We start from the raw sequence: 22,900 nt of genomic DNA, 5'->3' as shown, positions 1-22,900 counted from the left end.
TCAAGCTGCCTGTTTTGCCGTGACGAATGCCGCAAGGCTGGCCACGTTGGTGAAATGGTTACGGGTGTCTTTGGCGTCGGCGTCGATCTTGATGCCGTATTTTTTCTGGATCGCCAGACCCAGTTCCAGCGCGTCGACGGAATCCAGGCCCAGGCCTTCGCCGAACAGCGTCTGCTCGTCGCCGATGTCGTCGACACTGATGTCTTCGAGGCCGAGAGCATCGATGATCAGTAGTTTGATATCACGATTCAGATCGCTCATCTTCGGCGAGCTCCTTAATAAAGTAGGTGTGCAAATAATCGTTGAGCTTGCGCGAGGCTTGCGGGGCTGGCCCTTGCGCGGCGAAAGTCTGTGGGTCTATATCGGCCCCGACGCGAAAACTGAAGTGCACGCGGCGGCTGGGGATCCGATACCAGGGTTCGGCTTTGGTCAGCGTGGTCGGGTTGACCTTGATGATCACCGGCGTGACTATTTTCGCACCGCGCAGGGCAATCGCTGCCGCCCCGCGATGAAAGGCCGGCGCCTGACCTGGCTGGGTGCGCGTGCCTTCCGGAAAGATGATCAGGGTCTGGCCGTTTTGCAGGGACTGGGCAGCGGCATCGAGCATGTCCATGCTGCCGTCGTTACTGATGTATTCGGTGCTGCGCAGCGGGCCACGGGTGAAGGGGTTTTCCCACAGGGTTTTCTTGACCACGCAATTGGCTTGGCGCACCAGTCCGATCAGGAACACTACGTCGATCAACGACGGGTGGTTGGCGATGATCATCTGCCCGGGACGGCCAAGACGTTCGGCCCCTTGAATGTCATACGTCAACACGCCGGTACGGGCCATGAAGCGCACGAAAAACCAGAACAGCCGACTGACGGTCTGCCGCGCGCGCTGCCGATGTTTCAGCGCATCACCCGGCAGGCATCCGAGTAACGGAAACACCAGTACGCGCAGGCACAGTCCCCCCAGCCCGAACAGGGCGAAGCTTGCGGCGGTAGCCAGCAGGCGCCAGTAATAGGCGTCGCGGTTTTTTTCGGTCACGGGTTGCGTTGCCAGGTCCATACACGATTTTTCCAGGCATGTTGGCAAAGGGGTTGCTGGCCAAGCAGGGTTCGCAGCAGAGTGAGCGCGTGGGGCCAGTGCGCTTTTGACCGTGTTTCTGTGGTGCTGTTCAGGGTCAGCCGCCAGTCGGTACCGGGGGTGAGCAAAAGGCCGAGCGCGTACGGAAACGGCACGTCGTCGATCCACGCTGAATACGCTTCGGGCGGTTGTTCTTCTGTGATCACCAGCAGCACCGCCGGGGCGCCCTCATTGAGCAGGGCTGCGGCTTCGAGCATGCCGTGTTCGAGGCCGTCGCCGGCAGCGGCGAGGGCGGTCATTTCGCTGGTCTCGCCGCGCATGATCGACCACAGGCCGATAATCGCGTTGTGCACCGACAAGCTGAACTGCGTCGGCGACAGGGGCTGTTCGTTGGCCAGATCGGTGAGGATCTCGTAGGTACGCGGGGTTTCGCCGTGACGCGAAACGAACACCAGCGGCAGATCCTCCCGTCCGTCGGCGAGGGGCCAGCCAACGCTGAACGCCATGCGTGCCAGTCGGCTGAGGCGGCGGCGTTGCATGGCCAGCAAAAACGACACATCGGGCGCGGCATCGCTGCTCTGGAGTACCACCGGTTGTCGGCTCCAGGCCTGCCAGGCGTCCACGCTGTCGAGCCCGGGAGCCCACGCGCGCCATTGGGCGATGTTGAAGTTGATCACGGACATTCATCCCGCCCCTGCGGGCATTCGTTGACGCGTTGAGTGGCCAGAGCCGCAGCAGGCTTGACGTGGCGCATGGCGCCGGGTGGCGCGCATTATCCCGGTGCGACGGGTGTGTAGCAAATGCTGGTTACATTTTGCGCAACGAAATGTACCGAGTGGTTCGCAAGAAAACTGTCACTTGGCCATTATCCAGATCGTGAGCGGCTTGTCTGTCGGGCATCTCGGCGATCAATGGCGGCGATTGCCCTATCTGTCCGCGGATATTTGCACCTGACTTTGTAGTCCGTGTCCGTGAAGGTAGCGAAGCGAGGTCGAGCGCATCTACACTCGGTCATTCTTTGATACACGGAGGTTTGGTCATGCGGCGCGTGGTGTTCAATCAGAAAGGTGGCGTAGGCAAGTCCAGCATTGCCTGCAATCTGGCGGCGGTCAGCGCCAGCGAGGGTTATCGCACGCTGTTGGTGGACCTTGATGCCCAGGCCAACTCCACTCAATATCTGACCGGGCTGACTGGCAACGACATCCCGATGGGCATTGCCGACTTCTTCAAGCAGACGCTGTCCTCGGGGCCGTTCTCGAAGAAGAATCAGGCGGATATTTACGAAACGCCGTTCGACAACCTGCACATCATCACCGCGACGGCCGAGCTGGCCGATTTGCAGCCCAAACTTGAGGCCAAGCACAAGATCAACAAGCTGCGTAAGTTGCTCGATGAGTTGTCTGAAGATTACGACCGCATCTACCTCGATACGCCGCCAGCGCTGAATTTCTATGCGGTTTCGGCGCTGATTGCCGCTGATCGTGTGCTGATTCCCTTCGATTGCGACAGTTTCTCCCGTCAGGCCTTGTACGGCCTGATCGCGGAAATCGAAGAGCTGAAAGATGACCATAACGAAGGACTGGAAGTCGAAGGCATCGTAGTCAACCAGTTCCAGGCCCGGGCGAGCCTGCCACAGCAGATTCTTGATGAGTTGATTGCCGAAGGCTTGCCGGTTCTGCCGGTGTATCTGACCAGTTCGGTGCGCATGCGCGAATCGCACCAGGCCAGCATGCCGCTGATCCACCTCGACCCGCGACACAAGCTGACCCAGCAGTTCGTCGAACTGCACAATTTGCTCGAAGATCACTGATCTCCTGAGCTACGCAGATCCCCTGTAGGAGTGAGCCTGCTCGCGATAGCTTCCTTTCAGTCACTCAAGTGTTGGCTGACAGGACGCTATCGCGAGCAGGCTCACTCCTACATTGTTTGGCGGTGTGTCAGATCCCTTGGCTACGCAGCCACGCCATCAATTGCGGCAACGGCAACGCGCCACTCTGCCGCGCCACTTCCTTTCCGTTCTTGAAAAGAATCAGACTCGGAATCGAGCGAATCCCCAACTGCGCCGACAACTGCTGATTCGCTTCACTATCAAGCTTGGCCAAGCGGCACTTGCCCGCCAACTGCGCCGCCGCTTGCTCGAACACCGGCGCAAATGACTTGCACGGCCCACACCATTCCGCCCAGACATCAACCAACAGCGGTAAATCCCCCTTGATCTGGCTGGCGTAATCGCCTTGCTTGAGTTCGAAGGGTTTGTTCCGCAGCACGGCGGATTTGCAGCGTCCGCACTTGGGCTGATCCGCGAGGCGCTCGGCAGGGATGCGGTTGAGGCCGTTGCAGGAGGGGCAGGGGATGAGGAGTGGGGTGGTCATGAGCGAAATCCGGAATTGAGCTGATAACACCTAGTTGGAGACGTTTGCTCATATTTTCAATCGTGCAGGCTCTCGCGTTGTGCCTAGGCTGAAGACGCAGCAGGCCAATCCATTGGTCTGCCTAGTGTTATCGCAACTTGCGATATTTTTGGTTTGTGATTAACTCCCCATAGCAGAATGCGATAAGGATGTTGCATGCATGTGTTCAGTGAAAAACCCATTCGACAGGCCAAGGAGCAATGGCCACAAGCAGCAAGTGCTCTGGCGCAGTGGTTTCGTTTGGCGAGCAGAATTTATCCAAAGGATTTTTCAGCGATGAAATCGATATTTCCTGCGACCGACAAGGTTGGCGAGTTTCATGTCTTCGATATCGGTGGCAATAAATTGAGACTGATTGCTTTTGTCAGTTATCGCTCTCAGAGACCTCTACATAAAGCATGTGATGGATCACCGCGAATATGACCGCGGTAAATGGAAGGAGGGTAGGGTATGAATGTTTTGATTAAAACGGTTGTCGAGCACTGGGAATTTGTCTCTCCAGTGGTTCGGAAACCGAAAAACGAAGACGACTACGATGCTTTGGTATTGGCAGTCGACGAACTGGTGGAAATTACCGGCGATGATGAGTCGCACCCGTTGATGAGCTTGGTCGACATCATCGGTGACTGGATCGAAGAATGGGATCACACCCATCACCCCATGGCCCAGGCAAGTGGCGAAGAGGTTCTCGGTTACATGATGCGTGAGCACGGCCTGACTCAGAGCGACTTGCCGGGTGTTGGTACTCAGTCGGTTGTTTCGGAGATTTTGAACGGCAAGCGCAAGCTTAACTTGCGCCAGATTCGTTGGTTGGCAGAGCGCTTCAATGTGCCAATCGATGTGTTTACCTGATGCTGGTTCAAGACGAACAACTGATCTCCAAATGCTTGCCCCACTCCGGCGGCCGCTCGGCATAACCGTCCATCCCCGGCTGCTCTTCAAACGGTTTGCTCAGCACCGCGTGCAGCCGGCGTACTTCTGAGTAATCCCCTTGCTCAGCCGCATCGATGGCTTTTTGCGCCAGGTAATTGCGCAGGATGTATAGCGGATTGACCGCATGCATCCGCGCTTGGCGCTGCGTTTGATCAGCATCGCCATCGCGGGCAACCCGGGCGACGTAGCGTTCACCCCAGGCATCAAAACCCTTGATGTTGACGAAGTCATCACGCAACCGGGCGACGGCCTGTTCGGCCGACTCTTCACCGAGTCGGCGGAAGAACAGCGTGTAGTCGACGCCGCTGTTCTGCATCAGTTGCAGTAGGTCTTCCAGCAGCTTCTGGTCTTCGTCTTCAGCGGTAGTGAAGCCGAGGCGGCGGCGCATCAGGTCGAGGTAGTGCGCCTGGAACAATGGCAAATACAAGCCGAGGGTTTCGCGCAGGGCTTCAACACTGATGAACGGCGTCAACGCTTGAGCCAATGCACTGAGGTTCCACTGGCCAACCGGCACCTGATTGCTGAACGAGTAGCGGCCCTGATCATCGGAGTGGTTGCAGATGAAGTTGGTGTCGAAATCATCGAGGAAGGCAAACGGGCCGAAGTCGAAGGTGATGCCAAGGATCGACATGTTGTCGGTGTTCATCACGCCGTGACAGAAGCCATAGGCCTGCCACTTGGCAATCAGTTCGGCGTTGCGTTCGACGATTTCGCGGAACATCGCCAGATACGGTTCCGGCTGTTCCAGACATTCGGGAAAGTGCATCGCCAATACGTGTTCGCCCAGCTGCTTTTGCTGCTCGGGACGCTTGGTGTAATAGAAGTATTCGAAGTGGCCGAAGCGGATGTGGCTCGGCGCCAGACGCAGCACCATCGCTGCGCGTTCCTGCTTTTCACGCCAGACCGGGGTGTCGGAGCCGATCACACAAGCCGCGCGCGACGAAGGAATGTTCAACGCGTACAACGCTTCGGAAGCAAGGAATTCACGGATCGACGAACGCAGCACCGCACGGCCATCACCCATACGCGAAAACGGCGTCTGCCCGGCGCCCTTGAGGTGCAAGTCCCAATGCTCGCCGGCAGTGTTGTAGACCTCGCCGAGCAGCAAGCCCCGACCGTCACCAAGTTGCGGCGTGTAGCCACCGAACTGATGCCCGGAGTAGACCATCGCCCGTGGTTCGGCATCGGCCCACAGCTTGTGGCCGCCGAACAGTTCAGCAAACTCTTGGGTTTCGGCGGTCGCCGGGTCGAGATCAAGCAGGGCCAGCGCCGCCGGGCTCGCGACGACCAGACGCGGATGGTCGATCGGCTCGGGCAGCACATGGGCGGAGAACGCATCGCCCAGGCGGGCGAAGCGATTATCGAAGGTCAGTTCGTCGAGGGCTTTCAAGGGCCGGCTCCAGCAGAATGTCCGAGCATTCTGCTGGGTATAGGCCGGTTAGTCGAGTTTGGCCGGCGGCGGCTCTTGCAGCGGTTTCTGATCGTCGGCGACCGGCACGATGGTTTTCGTTTCCGGTTCGATCGGCACCATCTTGTATTCCTGACCGTGCAGGTTCTTCAGGTAAACCTCCATCTGGCGGAACGAGATGTTGATGTGCTGCTTCTTGAACTCGCGGTTGATGAAGCGGTTGACCTCATCGAGCACCGGGTTGCGGTCGCCGAGGTCGCGCACGTGCATGCGCAACTCGTGGTCGAGGGTGCTTTCGCCGAAGTTGAGGAAGTACACGTGCGGCTCGGGTTCCTTGAGCACGCGCGGGTTCTCGCGCGCAGCCTTGAGCAGCAGTTCTTTGACCAGATCCAGATCCGAGCCGTAATCGACGCCGAGCTTCAGTGTGACGCGGGTGATGGTGTCGGTCAGCGACCAGTTGATCAGTTGCCCGGTAATGAACGTCTTGTTCGGGACAATGATGTCCTTGCGGTCGAAATCGGTGATGGTCGTGGCGCGGATGCGGATCTTGCTCACCGTGCCCGACAGGTTGCCGATGGTGATGGTGTCACCGATCCGTACCGGGCGTTCGAAGAGGATCATGATGCCGGAGATGAAGTTCGCAAAGATCTCCTGCATGCCGAAACCGAGGCCGACCGACAGCGCCGCCACCAGCCATTGCAACTTGTCCCAACTCACGCCGAGGGTCGACAGGGTCGAGACGAAGCCGACGCCAGCGATCACGTACGACAGCAACGTCGTGGTCGCGTAGGCACTGCCCTGAGCCAGATTGAGCTTGGACAGCACAAACACTTCGAGCAGGCCGGGCAAGTTGCGCGCGAGGGCGAAGGTGATGCCGATGATGATCAGCGCGCCGAGCATGTCGCCGATGCTGATCGGCACCATGCTCATGTTGGCGCCGGTGCCGCTGGTGTATTCGTAGAGGGTGATGTTGTCGAGGTAGGAGAACACCGAAATCAGGTCCGACCAGACCCAGTAAAGCGCGGCAATGAAACCGCCGAGCAGGGCCAGACGGATCAGGCGCAGGGACTGCTCGTTGACCTTTTCGATGTCCAGCGTCGGCTCTTCGATCACCGCTTCGCCGTCGCCAGCCTCTTTTGCGGCCTGACGTTTGGCCAGGGCGCGTTGATAGGCCAGGCGTCGCGCGGCAACGCTCAGGCCACGGACGAAAGTCGCTTCGATCACCAGCCAGAACATCAGCAGGTACAGGGTGTTGATCAAGCGGTCGCTGAGTTTCAGCGCGGTGTAGTAGTAGCCGAAGCACACCGCCACGAACAAGGCGATCGGCAGCAGGGTGAACATCACACCGACGGCCTTGCGGAACAACGAGGTGTTCTCGTGGGCCGGGCTGCTGATCAGTAGACGGCTGAGCAGCCATGCCATCAAGGCGTAGCAAGTCAGCACCACCGGCATGCCGAGCACATCATCGGCCAGGGCCGCCGGTTGCAATTCGGCGACGGCAACAATGGTCACCAGCGCCATGACCACCAGACCCAGTCGACGGATCCAGCCTTGCAGGAATTCAACCTGAGGTTTCTCCCAACGGAAGTGCAGTTCCGCCACGCCGCCCGGCGCCAGAATCCGGTAAGCGGTGTAGAACACCAGCCACGCCTGACCCATCTGCAGCAAAGCCGCGCCCATGTTGGCGTTCTGTCCGCGCGCGTCGATCTGCAACGCCAGACCACACAAGGCCAGGCCCAACGCGACCGGCATCGCCAACAGAATATTGATCAGAATCGCCTGCGGCGTGTGCCACTGGCTGTCACGCTTGAAGTGGCCGATGTCCTGGTGAACCTTGTTCAGCCGCGCGTACAGATTTTTGCGCCGCCACAGCAGTGCACCGATTAGCAGCGCCAGCGGCAGGAACAGCAACGGGCGCTGGGTCAGACCGTCGGTCAGCTCGCTGAGGCTGGACGCCCATGGCAGGGTGTCGACCTGACGCTTCAGGCGCTCCGGCACCGCGCGCATCCATTCCAGATCCAGCGGCTTGTTGCTCGGAATCCAGAACATCTGCTCATCGAGCGTCGCACGCAGCCCCTGCGCGGTGCTCAGCAGTTGTTTCTGATTGAGTTGCAGGGTGATCGACTCGTTGAGCATGGCGCTCAGTTCGCGATTCAGTCGCTCCAGCAGGTCGGCGCGGGTGTTGGCCAGCTCCAGCAGGTTTTTGCGCAATTGCGGGGTGACCTGCTCCGGCGGCTGAGTGGCCAGCAAATTGTCGACATAGGCGGCGGGATTGCTCAGTTGCTCACGCTGCTGGCTGACGTCGAATTGCCACAAGCGAATGTCGGCGATCTGATCCGCCAGGTCGCGGTCGACCTTGAGTCGCGGCAGGGCTTGTTTCTGTTTGTAGAGAATCTTCGACAGCAGCAGGCTGCCCTTGAGCACGCTGATCTGCTCGTCCAGCGCTGAATCGCTTTGGGTCAGGCTGTCGAGCTGTTGTTTGGTCTGCAGATTCTGCTGGGTGACTCCGTTGAGGCGGTCAGTGCTTTTCAGCAGGTAGTCGGAGAGTTTGAGGTTGGCCGTGCTTTCGATGGCCAGCAGACTGCTGCTACCGGCCTTCTGCGCTTCGATCGACTGCTGGGTCACGGTTTCCTGCGACTGCGCCAGACGCTTCTGGTTGATCAGGGTTTGCAGTTCCTGGATCTCGCGGTCGAGGCGGTCGGACTTCTCCGAGAGCAAGTCATGCTGAGCGTTGCCCAGATCCTGCAACTGGCTGTTGCCGGCCAGCTCCTGACGGCGCAACGGAATCAGCGCATTCAGCGCCGCCAGTTCGGCGTTCAACTGGTCGCGCTGCTCGGCGGTGACGGTTTTACCCGCGTCCTTGCCGGACTTGAGGATGTTGTTGATCTGCTGGATGCGCGTCTGGCTGGCGGAAATCTCTGCCTGAGCACGCTCGGGGCGCGTCTGTGCGGTGATGATCAGGCTGTTGGCGTCGGCGAGGGCTTTTTGCAGGTCACTTTGCTGAGTCGAGCGATCGGTGAGGATTTGCTCCAGTTGCTGAATCGACTCTTTGGGAAAACGCTGTGCCACCGGCACCACGGCCGTAGCCTTGAGGCGCGTCAGTTCGCGGGTGCTTTCAATCGTCTGCTTGGGCGCGCTCGCCAGTTGCTGCTTGAGATCGATCAGTTTCTGCTCGTAATCACGCTGGTTGTTCAGCTGATTGAGCGTGTTCTGCAGGACGGTCTGCAGGGTCTTCTTATCGGCATCTGGCAGTTTGCTGTCGGCCAGCTTGTCGAGACTGGCCTGCACGGCGTCGCTGGACGGTGGTTCGGCGGCGTACAGCGGGCCGACAGTGAGACTCAGGCCCAGCAGGGCCGCGGCGAAAAAGGAGCGCAGGGTAGGCATAGAGACCGGTCAAGCAAGTGAGAGTGGACGCAGTTTAGAGGAAGAGCCCGGGGCCCGGGCGACTTCCTTCGGGGAATCTGACGCCCACTTTGCCGATCTTGTTCCCGTCCATGACCGCAACCGTCCAGTGGGTGTTGTTCCACTCCACCTGGTCGCCGACGATGGGTGCGCCACCGACTTTGTGGGCGATGAAGGCGCCCAGGGTCATGTCCGGATCAATACCCTCGGCCGGCAGGCCATAGAGTGCGGCAACCGCTTTAAGCTGGGCGTCTCCTTCAAGCACGAAATCACCGAAGAAGCGCAGATCGAGACCGCGCTGCGGCGCTTGGCTGAACAGTTTTCCGAGCGCGCCGAGGTTGTGTTCATGGCCGATAACACACAGTAAATCATCGACTTCCAACACCGTACTACCCGACGGATGGAGCAGTTGCTGGCCACGAAACAAGGCGGCGATACGTGTGCCTTCGGGCATTTTCAGTTCGCGCAGGGGCGAACCGATGCACCATTTCTCCGCACCGAGCTTGTAAACGAACAGCTCCCATTCGCTGGTGACGTGGACTTCCAGCGCCGCCCGGGAAATCGGCGCAGGCTCCGGCGGTACCGTGACTTTCAGCAGCTTGGCGACCCACGGCAGGCTCGTGCCCTGCACCAGCAGCGACACCAGCACGATAAAGAACGCGAGGTTGAAGTACAGCTGCGCATTCGGCAGCCCGGCCATCAGCGGGAACACCGCGAGAATGATCGGTACCGCGCCGCGCAGGCCAACCCAGGAAATAAAGGCTTTTTCGCGACCGTGGAAGGCCTTGAACGGTAGCAGGCCGACCATCACCGACAGCGGCCGCGCAAACAGAATCATCCACAGCGCCAGACCGAGAGCGGGCAGGGCTATCGGCAGCAAGTCGTGCGGGGTCACGAGCAGCCCCAAGACCAGGAACATGCCGATCTGCGCCAGCCATGCCATGCCGTCGAGCATGTGCAGAATGCCGTGGCGGCTGCGCACCGGGCGGTTGCCGATGACCAGACCGCACAGATAAACGGCGAGGAAGCCGCTGCCGTGCAGGGCGTTGGTCAGGGCGAACACCACCAGACCGCCAGCGATCACCAGAATCGGATACAGGCCGGCGGCCAGATTGATCCGGTTGACCAGTTGCAGCATCAGCCAGCCGCCACCGAGACCGATCACGCCGCCGATGCCGAACTCGCGGATCAGATGGGTCAACAGGCTCCAGTGCAGGCCGGTCTGGCCGCTGGCGAGCATGTCGATCAGAGTGACAGTGAGAAACACCGCCATCGGGTCGTTGCTGCCGGATTCGATTTCCAGACTGGCGGTGACCCGTTCGTTCAGGCCTTTGCCGCCGAGCAGCGAGAACACCGCCGCGGCGTCGGTTGAGCCAACGATGGCGCCGATCAACAGACCTTGAATCAGATTGAGGTCGAACAACCAGGCGGCGGCCATGCCGGTCAGCCCGGTGGTGATCAACACCCCGACCGTGGCCAGCGACAACGCCGGCCACAAGGCCACGCGGAAACTCGACACCCGCGTACGCAGGCCTCCGTCGAGGAGGATCACCGCCAGCGCAAGGTTGCCGACCAGATAGGCCGTCGGGTAGTTATCGAAAATGATCCCGCCGCCATCGACCCCGGCGGCCATGCCGACCGCAAGAATAATGACCAGAATCGGAATGCCGAGACGGGAAGAAAGCGAACTGACAAGAATGCTTGCGCCTACCAGCAACGCGCCGATCAAGAACAGGCTGTTGATGGTCGTCGCATTCAAAGGCAGTACTCCAGAAGCGTAAAGACGGGCACAAACTGACCATGCAGTCTGCGTGCCAGCGATTCTAACCTGTTGAAATGTGATGCTGTCAAAAAGGTTTTTCAGTGTGGCATCAGGTTTTGTGTTCGGCGGGCGATTGCTGCCCTCACCCTAGCCCTCTCCCGGAGGGAGAGGGGACTGATTGAGGTGTTTGGGCGAGGTACATCGACCTGAAATATCGCGCCGAACTGAAAATCTGAAAGACCCCCGATCTGCTCCCTTTCCCCCTCTCCCTTTGGGAGAGGGCTGGGGTGAGGGCGCTTTTGATCTTGATCTTGATCTACAGAATTACAGGCTAAACCGCCCAACCATGTTGTTCAGATCCAGCGCCAACCGCGACAGTTCATTGCTCGCCGCACTCGTCTGATTCGCCCCAGTCGCCGATTGCACTGACAGGTCGCGGATGTTCACCAGGTTGCGATCCACTTCCCGCGCCACTTGCGCCTGTTCTTCGGCGGCGCTGGCGATCACCAGATTGCGCTCGTTGATCTCGACGATGGCGGTGTTGATGGTGTCCAGCGACATGCCGGCACCACGGGCGATGTTCAGGGTCGACTCGGCGCGCTCGGTGCTGTTGCGCATCGAATCCACGGCGTGTTCGGTACCGCTCTGAATGCTGCCGATCATCCGCTCGATTTCGCTGGTCGACTGCTGTGTGCGGTGCGCGAGGGCACGTACTTCATCGGCCACTACCGCAAAACCACGACCGGCCTCACCGGCACGCGCTGCTTCAATTGCCGCGTTCAGCGCCAGCAGGTTGGTTTGATCAGCCAGGCCACGAATCACATCCAGCACCTTGCCGATGTCACGGGATTCATTGGCCAGATCACCGATCAACGACGCAGTGCTCTGCACATCGGCGCTCATGCGTTCGATGGCGCTCACGGTTTCTTGCACCAGGTCCCGACCGTCGCCGGCGGAGGTGGTGGCGTTTTTCGAGGCTTCCGAAGTACTCACCGCGTTGCGTGCGACTTCTTCCACAGCGCTGGTCATCTCATTGACGGCGGTGGCCGCCTGTTCGATTTCGTTGTTCTGCTGAGTCAGGCCACGGGCGCTTTCGTCGGTGACGCTGTTCAGTTCTTCAGCCGCCGAAGCCAACTGAGTCGCCGAGCCGGAAATACGCTGCAGGGTGTCACGCAGCTTCGATTGCATCTTCGCCATGGCCGCGAGCAGACGGCCTGCCTCGTCTTCACCGTCAACGTGGATCGGCTGGGTCAGGTTGCCTTCGGCGATGGTTTCCGCAGCTTCCAATGCTTTGGAGATCGGCTTGGTAATGCTGACGGTCAGCAGCCAGGCGAAGAGGAACGTCAGGCCAGTGGCGATCACCAACAACGTGACCACAAGGTTGAAAGACATCGAAAACTGCTCGCTTGCGCCTTTATCCGTGTCGGCGATTTGCTGGGTGTTGATCTCCAACAGCCGCGCCAGGGCGGTGTTCACCGCTTCCGAGTTGCTCAGCAAGTCCGAGTTGAGCATCTGCCGCAGTTCATCGATCTGATTGTTGCGCGACAGGGTTTTCATCCGGTCTTCAAGCTGGCGGTACTGCGCGAGCAACTGCACGTATTGATCGTAAGCCGCACGTTCTTGCGGGCCGTCGATCAACGGTTCGTAGGCGCGCTGGGCGTCGGCGATCTGCTTGTTGCGCAGCGCGAACAGCTCGACAGTCTTTTGTTGAACGTCCGGTTCACGATTGATCAGCAACCGATACGACAAAACGCGCAGGCGCAGGGTCAGTTGGGTGAATTCGTCGAGGGCCTTGATCGAAGGCACGCTGGCGGTGGCGATGTCTTCGCCTGCTGCGCGGATTTTGCTCATCTGATTCAGCGCGAACACACCGAGAATCAGCATCAGGCCGCCGATCAGGGCGAAGCCGGTAAACGCCCGTGGGGCGATATTCATATTGCGGAGGGACATGGGCGGATACCAAGAGAGGGCCGCTTCCATGCGGGCTGAGACTGCGATATGGATGACTTATCGGTCATACGACTAAAGTCTTGAGGCACTGTGCGTATTTGTCGCAGAAGGGCTGGGGCGACGAAGTGCAGGAACCAGATCGGCAGATCACAGTCTTTAAAACTCGCAGGAACGATCCGCCACCAGGAAAATCAAGGCCTTGCGCCGGTTTAACCCTGGCATCCGTGGTGACTTTTCTTTATCGTACGCGCCCTTTGAAAAACGCTTGGAAGATCAAAATGTTGGAAGCATCCCTCAGCCAATTGGAACAGCTCGTCAGCGACCTGGTGCAACAGAACCAGAGCCTTGCGCAGACCAACCAGACCTTGTCCACGGAACTGGCCCAGGCCAAGGATGAAAACGAAAGCCTGCAACTGAACCTGATGGAGCAGGAAGAAAAGCACGGCGCCACCGCAGCCCGCATTCAAGCCCTGGTTGATCGCGTCAACGCAGGTCCTGTCAGCGCATGAACCACCACACAGCAGGGGTAAAAGTCGTCTCCATTCTCGGGGAGGACTATTCGATCAAGGCACCGGCCGGGGAAGAACAGACCCTGCTGGACGCGGCCATGATGCTCAAGGCAGCGCTGGATGACACCAAGCGCAAATACCCGACATTGATCGGTGACCGCTTGCTGGTGCTCGCGGCGATGAATCTGTGCTCGCAGCAGATTGAAATGAAGAAGCAGCACAAAGAAGAACTCGACCGTTACCAAGAGCAAGTCAGCGCCACGGTCGACACTATCGCCAAGACCATCAATCAGGGTTGATCGGGTTGCGCACAACCAAAGAATAGATTGTCGATCGGGTTGTATACAATCGGCACGGCTGTTGCATTGTTTCGGCCACTTATTCTTTGGGGGTGCTCCATGCAGTTGTGGCGACGCAGTATTCAATGGCAACTGATTCTCAGCATGGGCACCGCCCTGCTGGTCAGTATCCTGATCGTGGTTGGCATTTATACCCTGGTGGTCAACCGCCTCGCCCAGAGCTATCTGGTCGAGCAAGCGCTGCCATCGAGCATCGAAGCGACGCGCAACGATATCGAACGCATCCTTGTGCAACCGCTGACGGCGGCCAAAGATATCGCCAGCAATACGATGGTCCGCGACTGGCTCGCCTCAGGCGAAGACAGCAGCAAAACGGCGGGCTTCGCGCAGTATCTGGAAGGCATCCGCGCCGAACATAAAGCCTTTACCGCTTTGATCATCGGCACCGAATCCAATCATTACATCACCGAAAAAGGCCTGGATCGCACCCTCAGTCGTTCCAAACCGGCCGACGCGTGGTTCTATTCCTTCCTCGACAGCAATCAGCCGCGCACCCTCAATATCGACAACGACGGCGCCACCGGAGAATTGGCGCTGTTCATCGATCTGAAAGTCGAGCAGGCCGGTAAAGTGGTCGGCGTAGCCGGGCTTGGTTTGAGCATGAAAGAGCTGTCGGAGCTGATTCACAACTTCAGCTTTGGTCAGCGCGGCAAGGTCTATCTCGTGCGCTCCGACGGTTTGATCCAAGTGCATCCCGAAGCGCAGTTCAGCGGCAAACGCACCTTGAGCGAGCAGATTGGCGCCAATGCGGCGCAGTCCGTCATGGGCCAGAAAAAGGCGATCAGCAGCAGCTTCCAAAGAGATGGCGAAGACTTCCTCGCCTTCAGCCTTCCTCTGCGTGATCTGGGCTGGACCTTGGTGGCCGAAGTGCCGCAGTTGCAGATCTATGCCGAGGCCCGCAAGGCGATGTGGATGAGTGGCGGCATCGGTCTGGCGGTAGCGCTGGTGTGTCTCGCGTTGGTGGTGTGGCTGGCGCAAGGGCTGGTGCGGCCGATTCGTCAGGTAACAGCCGCGCTCGTAGCAATCGGTAGCGGCGGTGGAGATTTGACCCGCCGGTTAGATTCCAGCCGCGCCGATGAGCTGGGCGACCTCGCCCGCGGCTTCAACCGTTTCCTCGATAGCCAGCGCGGCATGATCGGCGAAGTGCTGACCACCAGCGAACGTCTGCGCACGGCTGTGGGGCAAGTGGCGAAAGTGGTGGAGAACACCGCTGAGCGTTCCGGCCGCCAGCAGGAAATGACCGACATGGTCGCAACTGCGGTTCACGAGATGGGCCTGACCGTGCAGGAGATTGCGCAGAACGCTGGTAACGCGGCACTCGCTTCGCAAACCGCGCGGGATGAAGCGATGCAGGCGCGGGAAGTGGTTGGCGGCTCGATCAAGCATATTGAAAGCATGTCGGATGAGATTGGCGTAGCGGCGGGTGCGGTCGGTGAGCTGGCACATCAAGTGGCCTCGATCGACTCTGTATTAGCAGTGATTCGTGGCGTGTCCGAGCAGACCAACCTGCTGGCACTTAATGCCGCCATCGAAGCGGCGCGCGCCGGGGACATGGGGCGCGGCTTTGCAGTTGTTGCCGATGAAGTACGCACCTTGGCGCGCCGCACTCAGGCATCCACCGATGAAATCCAGCAGATGATCGGCAGCCTCAAGCAAGGCGCGGAAAACGCCGTGTCGTCGATGCGCACCGGCCAGGCGGCAACCGGCACCGGGGTTGAGTCGAGCCAGCGCACTGGGGCTTCGTTGACGGCGATTACCGGTCAGGTCGAGCGCATCAGTGACATGAACCATCAAGTGGCTACGGCGACGGAAGAGCAGTCGGCGGTGACGGAAGAGATCAATCGCAATGTGCAGGGGATTTCCGATCTGGCGCGGGCGACGGCGGGGGAGGTCAGGGCTTGTCGTGAGGATTGTCAGATGTTGCAGAGGTTGGCGGATGATCTGGCGCGGCAGATGGGTGGGTTTCGCTTAAGTTAAACATATGGTTGTCCTATGCCGACGCACTGCAAAAGCGCGTCGGCTCTGGCTTGAGCAATGTGTTCAAAACAGCAGAATTTCCCGCCCATAAAAATCGATTTTGCCGATTGTCGTTAAATAAAACACTCGTTTCTCCTGGACAGTCCACACCTGCGAGCCTTCGTGATACTTGTCCCCAGTCGCGATCGTTCTGAACATATCGTAACTATCGAAATCCCTGACAGTGGCATAGATGTACTCGGAAGTAATTACCATGGCCTGGTAGAGGTCCTTGCCCTTTTTGATATAACGCTTTTCTGATACACGCGCTGCATTCGGTTCTTTCACCACGTCATTGAATCGTGCCGAGAAAATAAACTGTTCTTCGTTAAGAATGATGTAGGGATCAATCTCCAATGGTGCTGACTGGTCGCTCAAATCAGCCCCGCCATACACTACCGAGCGCCAATCACTGCCGACCTGGCGTGAAAACTCTTTGTAGGCAACACGATTATTTGTGTCATATCGGTCTTCTGCCGAAATGACCTGGAACATTTCTGCCGCTGTCGTTTCGAAGCCGGGCACAGCTTTATCAGGTGACGTTGTGATGCTGACAATTGATCTCTCATTAGAGAGATGCTGGTGATTCTTGCTGATGACGATGGACTCTTCTGAGTCCGTGTGCGTCCATTCAGTGCCGTTTCGCGTGCCAAACTGCGAAATTGAGGCGAGAACGCAATCGTCCCGCGTTACCAGTCCGGCAAGTTTGATGGTTTTTGCGGCCGCTTTGCTGTTCATGGCGTTCGCTCTTTTGTAGGGTAAGAAGAGGACGTTAAGTCCGAACTTGCCGGGCAAACTGCAAACTACATGTCAGGCGAATACAGCCTATCGCGCAGGGCTCATTTCCACACCTGTCAAACATGATAGGTGTGGAGCGCGTGATAATGTGTTTTGTCTGGGTAATGGCGCTGAAATCAGAACCATGCATCCTGCATTGCCAGGCACGTATCATCCCGCACCTCCAGCAATGCCAGTTCATGGTGGCAGCCCGGCACTTCCCACGTCAGGAAATACCGCGCCGCCTGCAGCTTGCCTTTATAGAAGTCAGCATCCACCACATTCCCCTTCGCTAACCCTTCTTCTGCACGAATCGCCTGTTCCAGCCAACGCCAGCCAATCATCGTGTGGCCGAACACCTTCAGGTACAACGCCGAGTTAGCCAGGCTGCTGTTGACCTTGCCCTGTGCCAGATCAGTCAATAAACCGATGGTCACCGTTTGCAGGCGTGCCACCAGTTTTTCCAGTGGTTCACGCAGTGCGGTCAGCGATTCATACGCCGTCGCGCGTTCAGCGGTGTTGGCGATCAGTCGAATCAGTTGCTTGAGCCCCGCGCCACCATTCTGTGCCAGTTTGCGTCCGAGCAAGTCCAGCGACTGAATGCCGTGGGTGCCTTCGTGAATTGGATTCAAGCGGTTGTCGCGGTAATACTGCTCGACCGGGTACTCGCGGGTGTAACCGTGGCCGCCAAGAATCTGGATCGCCAGTTCGTTGGCCTTGAGGCAGAACTCCGATGGCCAGGATTTGACGATCGGCGTTAGCAGATCCAGCAACTCATGGGCCTGTTTACGCTCGGTTTCAGACTCAAGCGTCGTGGTGTCATCGAAAAGCCGCGCTGCATACAGGCCAAGGTCAAACGCCCCTTCGACGTAGGATTTCTGCGTCAAGAGCATGCGTCTGACGTCCGCGTGCTGAATGATCGCCACCGGCGCGGTGGTCGGGTCCTTGCTATCCGCTACCCGGCCTTGCGGACGTTCGCGAGCGTATTCCAGCGAATACAGATACCCGGCATAACCGAGCATCACTGCGCCCATGCCGACGCCGATCCGCGCTTCGTTCATCATCTGGAACATGTAGCTCAGACCGCGATGCGGCTCGCCTACCAGATAGCCGACGCACTCACCGTTATCGCCGAAATTCAGCGCCGTCGAGGTGGTGCCGCGCCAGCCCATCTTGTGGAACAGCCCCGCCAGCAGCACGTCATTGCGTGGGCCGAGGCTGCCGTCATCGTTGACCAGAAACTTCGGCACGATAAACAGCGAAATGCCTTTGACGCCCGCAGGCGCGTCGGGCAGCTTGGCCAGGACCATGTGCACGATGTTTTCCGACAGCGAGTGATCGCCGCCGGAGATGAAGATCTTGTTGCCCTTGAGGCGATAAGTGCCGTCGGACGCCGGCTCGGCGCGCGTACGAATATCCGACAGGGACGAACCGGCATGGGGTTCGGTCAAGGCCATGGTGCCGAAAAAGCGGCCATCGATCATTGGCTGCAGGAAGCGCTGTTTCTGCTCGTCGGTGCCAAAGCTCTCGATCAGATTTGCCGCGCCCATGGTCAGGAACGGGTAGGACGTCGAAGCCGCGTTGGCCGACTGGAAATGCGCGAAGCAGGCTTGCGAAAGTAATGTAGGAAGTTGCATGCCGCCGGCGTCGAAACTTCTCGCGGCGTTGAGGAATCCAGCCTCGAGGAAGGCATCCACAGCCGGTTTCACCTCAGGAATCAGAATCGCCTGACCGTCTTCGTAGCGCGGTTCGTTCTCGTCGCCCTTGCGGTTGTGCGGCGCGAAGTACTTCTCGGCGATGTTGCGCGCGGTGCCGATGGCGGCGTCGAAGGTCTCGCGGTTGTGCTCGGCAAAGCGCTCACGCCGGGTCAGGCCCTCGGCATCAAGGACCTCGTACAGCTCGAAAGCCAGATTGCGGGAACTGAGCAGCGTCTCGGACATGGCGGCTTACCTGAAATTGGGGTTGGGCCGAGTCTAAGGCGGGGGAATAGTGGCTGAACAGGATGATTGATAAGCGTGATGTTGGAGCCGCGCGCCGACTTAACAGGCGCTCGAGAACAACTGTGGGAGCGAGCCTGCTCGCGAAAGCGGTGGGTCAGGCAACATTGATGTCGACTGACACTCCGTCTTCGCGAGCAGGCTCGCTCCCACAGGGGAAATGCATTCCAGGCGACCATTGCCGTCGCCTGGACTTACAGCGGTTTAGCCGATTGTCATCAAGCTGGCATTACCACCCGCCGCAGCAGTGTTAACGCTCAACGCGCGCTCGATCACCAGACGCTCCAGCGCAATGTTGGTCTCGCCCTGGGACAAGCCCTGAACCCCAACGATCGCGCCGGCACGCTTGGCAATCTGCTGGCAAACGCCGCGCAACTGGTCGGAATGGCCGTGATGCAGAACCGCATCGAACACCACCTCATCCTTGTTCCAGTCAGCAACCAGCTTGATCCGCGCCTGAATCTCCTTTGGCAGACGTGCGAACAATGCTTTGCTGATGTCGGACTCTGGCCATACCGCCGAACCGCCTACCGCGAGCACCGCCGCCAGTTGCGTCAGCAGATCACCTTCAACCTCCGCCAGGCACAGGACGTGCTCGCGCGGCAGAATCGCATAGCTGTTCTTCTCGCCAGTCGGGCCGGCCAGTACGCGGGTGATGCCGCTCTGCGATTGCGCAGCGTACTGCACGCACAGAGTGCTCAGGTCGGCGTATTTGTTGCTTTCAGCCCAGGCTTTCAGCGCGTTCAGTGGTTTGCTCATGGCATCGCGCAGACGAACATCCGGGGCCACGGCAGCATCACCGCGAGCGAAGGATTGTTCGATGGCGTCAGTAGGACGGGTCGCCAGCAAACGGTACAGATACAGCGGGCCACCGGCTTTCGGGCCAGTGCCCGAGAGGCCTTCGCCGCCGAATGGCTGCACGCCAACCACGGCACCAACGATGTTGCGGTTAACGTAGACGTTGCCGGCGTTGACGTTGTCGATCACCTTGGCGATGGTCTCGTCGATACGCGTGTGCACGCCCAGCGTCAGGCCATAACCGGAAGCGTTGATCTGAGCGATCAGTTGATCGATCTCTTTACGCTTGTAGCGCACCACGTGCAGCACCGGGCCGAAGATCTCGCGTTGCAGCTCGTCGAAGCTTTCCAGCTCGATCAGGGTCGGCATGACGAAGGTGCCGCGTTTGACTTCTTCGGTGTCAGCGATCGCCACTTGGTAGACGTTGCGACCTTTGTCGCGCATGCCTTGGATGTGCTTGTCGATGCCAGCTTTGGCTTCGGCGTCGATCACCGGGCCGATGTCCACGGACAGACGCTCCGGGTTGCCGAGACGGCTTTCGGCCATGGCACCTTTGAGCATTTCGATGACGCGATCGGCGGAATCTTCCTGCAGGCACAATACGCGCAGCGCCGAGCAACGCTGACCGGCGCTGTCGAAAGCTGAGGACACCACGTCGATGACGACTTGCTCGGTTAGAGCCGAGGAGTCGACGATCATCGCGTTCTGGCCACCGGTTTCGGCGATCAGCGGAATCGGACGGCCCTGGCTGTCGAGACGGCCAGCGATGTTGCGTTGCAGCAGACGGGCGACTTCGGTAGAGCCGGTGAACATCACGCCTTTGACGCGCTCATCGCCGACCAGACCGGCGCCGACGGTTTCACCGCGACCCGGTAGCAGTTGCAGCACGCCTTCCGGGATCCCGGCTTCAAGCAGCAAACGCACGGCTTGAGCCGCCACCAGCGGAGTTTGCTCGGCAGGCTTGGCCAATACCGGGTTACCGGCAGCCAATGCCGCAGCGACTTGACCGCTGAAGATCGCCAGCGGGAAGTTCCACGGGCTGATGCACACCACCGGACCCAGTGGGCGGTGGGCGTCGTTACTGAAATCGTTGCGCGCCTGCACTGCGTAGTAACGCAGGAAATCGACTGCTTCGCGGACTTCGGCGATGGCGTTGGCGTAGGTCTTGCCGGCTTCGCGAGCCAGCAGGCCCATCAGCGGCTGGATCTCGCCTTCCATCAAATCAGCGGCACGTTCCAGAATCGCTGCGCGTTCGGCGGGCGGGGTGGCCTGCCAGATCGGCGCAGCGTTCAGCGCGCATTGAATGGCGTTGTCGACGTCTTCGACGGTAGCTTCCTGAACATGACCGACCACATCGCGGTGATCCGACGGGTTCAGCACCGCTGCCGGCGTTTCAGTGCTGGAAGCGCAACCGAGCATCGGCGCGGCTTTCCAGTCGTTGTGGGCAGTGGCCAGCAAAGCGCAGGACAGCGAAGCCAGACGATGTTCGTTGGCCATGTCGATGCCGCTGGAGTTGGCTCGCTCGGCGCCGTACAGGTCACGCGGCAGCGGAATGCGCGGGTGCGGCAGGCCGAATCCACCTTCCACGGTCGCCATCTGCTCGATCTGCGCCACCGGATCGGCCACCAGTTCCTGAATCGAAATCGACTGGTCGGCGATGCGGTTGACGAATGAGGTGTTCGCACCGTTTTCCAGCAAGCGACGTACGAGGTACGCCAGCAGCGTTTCGTGGGTACCGACCGGTGCGTACACGCGGCACGGACGGTTTAGCTTGCCTTCGGAAACTTTGCCTACAACTTGTTCGTAAAGCGGTTCGCCCATGCCGTGCAGGCACTGGAATTCGTACTGGCCGGGGTAATAGTTCTGACCGGCAATGTGGTAAATCGCCGACAGGGTGTGGGCGTTGTGCGTGGCGAACTGCGGGTAGATGACTTCCGGAACCGACAGCAGTTTGCGTGCGCAAGCGATGTAGGAAACATCGGTGTACACCTTGCGGGTGTAGACCGGATAGCCTTCCAGGCCTTCGACCTGGGCGCGCTTGATTTCGCTGTCCCAGTACGCGCCTTTCACCAGGCGGATCATCAGGCGATGACGGCTGCGGCGAGCTAGATCGATCACGTAGTCGATCACGTACGGGCAACGCTTCTGGTAAGCCTGGATCACGAAACCGATGCCGTTCCAGCCGGTCAGCTGCGGCTCGAAGCACAGGCGCTCAAGCAGATCCAGCGACAGTTCGAGACGGTCGGCTTCTTCGGCGTCGATGTTCAGGCCGATGTCGTATTGCTTGGCCAGCAGGGTCAGCGACAGCAGGCGCGGGTACAGCTCGTCCATCACACGCTCGTACTGTGCACGGCTGTAACGCGGGTGCAGCGCCGACAGCTTGATCGAGATGCCCGGGCCTTCATAAATCCCACGACCGTGCGAGGCTTTGCCGATCGAGTGGATGGCTTGTTCGTACGACGCCAAGTACTTCTGCGCGTCGTGTTCGGTCAGTGCCGCTTCACCGAGCATGTCGTAGGAGTAACGGAAGCCCTTGGCTTCGAACTTGCTCGCGTTGGCCAGCGCTTCGGCGATGGTTTCGCCGGTGACGAACTGCTCGCCCATCAGGCGCATGGCCATGTCGACGCCCTTACGGATCATCGGCTCGCCGCTCTTGCCGATGATGCGGCTCAGCGACGACGTCAGGCCGGCTTCGTTGTGGGTCGAGACCAGTTTGCCGGTCAGCAGCAGACCCCAAGTGGCCGCGTTGACGAACAGCGACGGGCTATTGCCCAGGTGCGGATGCCAGTTGCCGGTGCTGATCTTGTCGCGGATCAGTGCATCGCGAGTGCCTTTGTCCGGGATACGCAGCAGCGCTTCGGCGAGGCACATCAGGGCTACGCCTTCCTGGGACGACAGGGAAAATTCCTGCAGCAGACCCTGAACAATGCCTGCACGACCGCCGGCACTTTTCTGGTTACGCAGTTTTTCCGCGATGGAAGCGGCGAGCTTGTTGGTGGCTTCAGCCATGGCGACCGGCAGGCGAGCCTGCTCGATCAGCATCGGCACGACTTCCGGCTCGGGGCGACGGTAAGCAGCGGTGATCGAGGCGCGCAAAACGGACTGCGGCAGGATGCTTTCGGCGAATTCGAGGAAGCATTGGTGCGCGTGATCGGTGTGGACTTCGCCCGCCTCATCGGCGTCCTTGGCGGTCAAACCGTTCAGCTCGGTCAGGGTTGCACCACCCTCGAGTTTTTCCAGGTAATTGAAAATTGCCTGCTTGATCAGCCAGTGCGGTGTGCGATCAATCGAGGTCGCGGCGGCCTTCAGGCGCTCGCGGGTCGGGTCATCGAGTTTGACCCCAAGGGTGGTGGTAGCCATATTTTTATCCTCATGGTTGCCACAGTTGCGTGGCATCAGCTGGCGGCAAGATTAGCCGTGCGCCGAAAGAGGTGCAACCGGGTGCAACCCTTTTTTTGTCGGAAAAATAAACGCTTCGTCAGGAATTATTTTCTGGTACTGAAGTGCAG

16 protein-coding genes and 2 pseudogenes are annotated in these 22,900 nt (G+C 59.3%); 7 read left to right on the top strand and 11 right to left on the bottom strand.

Translation table 11 applies throughout. The features are described from left to right. From ACI514_RS23125 to ACI514_RS23115, 3 genes are read right to left on the bottom strand one after another with little or no spacing between them, the layout of a single operon-like run. Positions 1-261 (bottom strand): phosphopantetheine-binding protein, encoded by a 261-nt coding sequence (locus ACI514_RS23125; RefSeq protein WP_016983882.1) that lies wholly within the window; start codon positions 259-261, stop codon positions 1-3. Further along, positions 242-1,051, bottom strand: a complete 810-nt coding sequence (locus ACI514_RS23120) for a 1-acyl-sn-glycerol-3-phosphate acyltransferase (protein WP_134175903.1) — start codon at positions 1,049-1,051, stop codon at positions 242-244. Before ACI514_RS23120 ends, ACI514_RS23125 begins: the two co-directional genes overlap by 20 nt. Next, positions 1,027-1,752 carry a beta-ketoacyl synthase chain length factor gene (locus tag ACI514_RS23115; protein ID WP_405122451.1) on the bottom strand — a complete coding sequence of 242 codons (726 nt, stop codon included), beginning with the start codon at positions 1,750-1,752 and terminating at the stop codon, positions 1,027-1,029. The genes ACI514_RS23120 and ACI514_RS23115 overlap by 25 nt, the downstream gene beginning before the upstream one ends. Positions 1,753-2,108: 356 nt before the next feature. Between ACI514_RS23115 and ACI514_RS23110 the strand changes: the two genes are divergently transcribed. Then, positions 2,109-2,879 carry a ParA family protein gene (locus tag ACI514_RS23110; RefSeq protein WP_038360142.1) on the top strand — a complete coding sequence of 257 codons (771 nt, stop codon included), beginning with the start codon at positions 2,109-2,111 and terminating at the stop codon, positions 2,877-2,879. Positions 2,880-3,006: 127 nt separating this feature from the next. Here ACI514_RS23110 and trxC read toward each other — a convergent pair whose 3' ends face one another. Next, the gene (gene trxC / locus ACI514_RS23105) at positions 3,007-3,441 is read right to left on the bottom strand and encodes a thioredoxin TrxC (protein WP_405122450.1); all 435 of its coding nucleotides are present in this window, start codon (positions 3,439-3,441) and stop codon (positions 3,007-3,009) included. A 195-nt stretch (positions 3,442-3,636) separates the two neighbouring features. Here trxC and ACI514_RS23100 point away from each other — a divergent pair. Both ACI514_RS23100 and ACI514_RS23095 read left to right on the top strand, forming a co-directional pair. Then, positions 3,637-3,934, top strand: a pseudogene (locus ACI514_RS23100) (type II toxin-antitoxin system HigB family toxin). Further along, complete coding sequence (locus tag ACI514_RS23095) at positions 3,931-4,332, top strand: type II toxin-antitoxin system HigA family antitoxin (protein ID WP_405122449.1); 402 nt, start codon at positions 3,931-3,933, stop codon at positions 4,330-4,332. Before ACI514_RS23100 ends, ACI514_RS23095 begins: the two are co-directional and overlap by 4 nt. 7 nt (positions 4,333-4,339) lie before the next feature. Here the strand turns inward: ACI514_RS23095 and selO are convergent, their stop codons facing one another. The 4 genes from selO to ACI514_RS23075 form a co-directional block, all read right to left on the bottom strand. After that, positions 4,340-5,803, bottom strand: coding sequence for a protein adenylyltransferase SelO (gene selO / locus ACI514_RS23090; protein ID WP_405122448.1), 1,464 nt, complete (start codon positions 5,801-5,803; stop codon positions 4,340-4,342). Positions 5,804-5,851: 48 nt separating this feature from the next. After that, the gene (gene mscK, locus ACI514_RS23085; RefSeq protein ID WP_405122447.1) at positions 5,852-9,205 is read right to left on the bottom strand and encodes a mechanosensitive channel MscK; all 3,354 of its coding nucleotides are present in this window, start codon (positions 9,203-9,205) and stop codon (positions 5,852-5,854) included. A gap of 34 nt (positions 9,206-9,239) precedes the next feature. Continuing rightward, the gene (locus ACI514_RS23080) at positions 9,240-10,982 is read right to left on the bottom strand and encodes a potassium/proton antiporter (protein WP_007909521.1); all 1,743 of its coding nucleotides are present in this window, start codon (positions 10,980-10,982) and stop codon (positions 9,240-9,242) included. 327 nt (positions 10,983-11,309) lie between these two features. Beyond that, positions 11,310-12,935, bottom strand: a complete 1,626-nt coding sequence (locus ACI514_RS23075) for a methyl-accepting chemotaxis protein (protein WP_175552975.1) — start codon at positions 12,933-12,935, stop codon at positions 11,310-11,312. Between the two features lie 278 nt (positions 12,936-13,213). Here ACI514_RS23075 and ACI514_RS23070 point away from each other — a divergent pair, with 278 nt between their 5' ends. The 4 genes and pseudogenes from ACI514_RS23070 to ACI514_RS23055 all read left to right on the top strand — a co-directional run bounded on the left by ACI514_RS23070 (position 13,214) and on the right by ACI514_RS23055 (position 15,780). Then, the gene (locus tag ACI514_RS23070; RefSeq protein ID WP_016987570.1) at positions 13,214-13,444 is read left to right on the top strand and encodes a hypothetical protein; all 231 of its coding nucleotides are present in this window, start codon (positions 13,214-13,216) and stop codon (positions 13,442-13,444) included. After that, positions 13,441-13,743 (top strand): cell division protein ZapA, encoded by a 303-nt coding sequence (locus ACI514_RS23065; protein WP_064117128.1) that lies wholly within the window; start codon positions 13,441-13,443, stop codon positions 13,741-13,743. The genes ACI514_RS23070 and ACI514_RS23065 overlap by 4 nt, the downstream gene beginning before the upstream one ends. A 99-nt stretch (positions 13,744-13,842) precedes the next feature. Continuing rightward, positions 13,843-14,913: pseudogene (locus ACI514_RS23060) on the top strand (cache domain-containing protein); the annotation flags it as partial. Between the two features lie 21 nt (positions 14,914-14,934). After that, entirely contained in the window at positions 14,935-15,780 is an 846-nt protein-coding gene (locus ACI514_RS23055) for a methyl-accepting chemotaxis protein (RefSeq protein WP_405124242.1), read from the top strand. A gap of 63 nt (positions 15,781-15,843) precedes the next feature. On the opposite strand, the gene ACI514_RS23050 is transcribed toward ACI514_RS23055, so the two are convergent. The 3 genes from ACI514_RS23050 to putA all read right to left on the bottom strand — a co-directional run bounded on the left by ACI514_RS23050 (position 15,844) and on the right by putA (position 22,751). Beyond that, positions 15,844-16,557, bottom strand: coding sequence for a hypothetical protein (locus ACI514_RS23050; protein ID WP_160055190.1), 714 nt, complete (start codon positions 16,555-16,557; stop codon positions 15,844-15,846). Positions 16,558-16,733: 176 nt separating this feature from the next. After that, the gene (locus ACI514_RS23045; RefSeq protein ID WP_160055193.1) at positions 16,734-18,536 is read right to left on the bottom strand and encodes an acyl-CoA dehydrogenase; all 1,803 of its coding nucleotides are present in this window, start codon (positions 18,534-18,536) and stop codon (positions 16,734-16,736) included. Between the two features lie 261 nt (positions 18,537-18,797). After that, positions 18,798-22,751, bottom strand: a complete 3,954-nt coding sequence (putA, locus tag ACI514_RS23040) for a trifunctional transcriptional regulator/proline dehydrogenase/L-glutamate gamma-semialdehyde dehydrogenase (RefSeq protein ID WP_405122446.1) — start codon at positions 22,749-22,751, stop codon at positions 18,798-18,800. Between the last annotated feature and the right edge of the window lie 149 nt (positions 22,752-22,900).

Source organism: Pseudomonas sp. M20 (genome assembly GCF_045037865.1).
Taxonomy (GTDB): domain Bacteria; phylum Pseudomonadota; class Gammaproteobacteria; order Pseudomonadales; family Pseudomonadaceae; genus Aquipseudomonas.
Note: the sequence above shows the minus strand (reverse complement) of the source record. Positions and strands in the feature narration are given on the sequence as shown.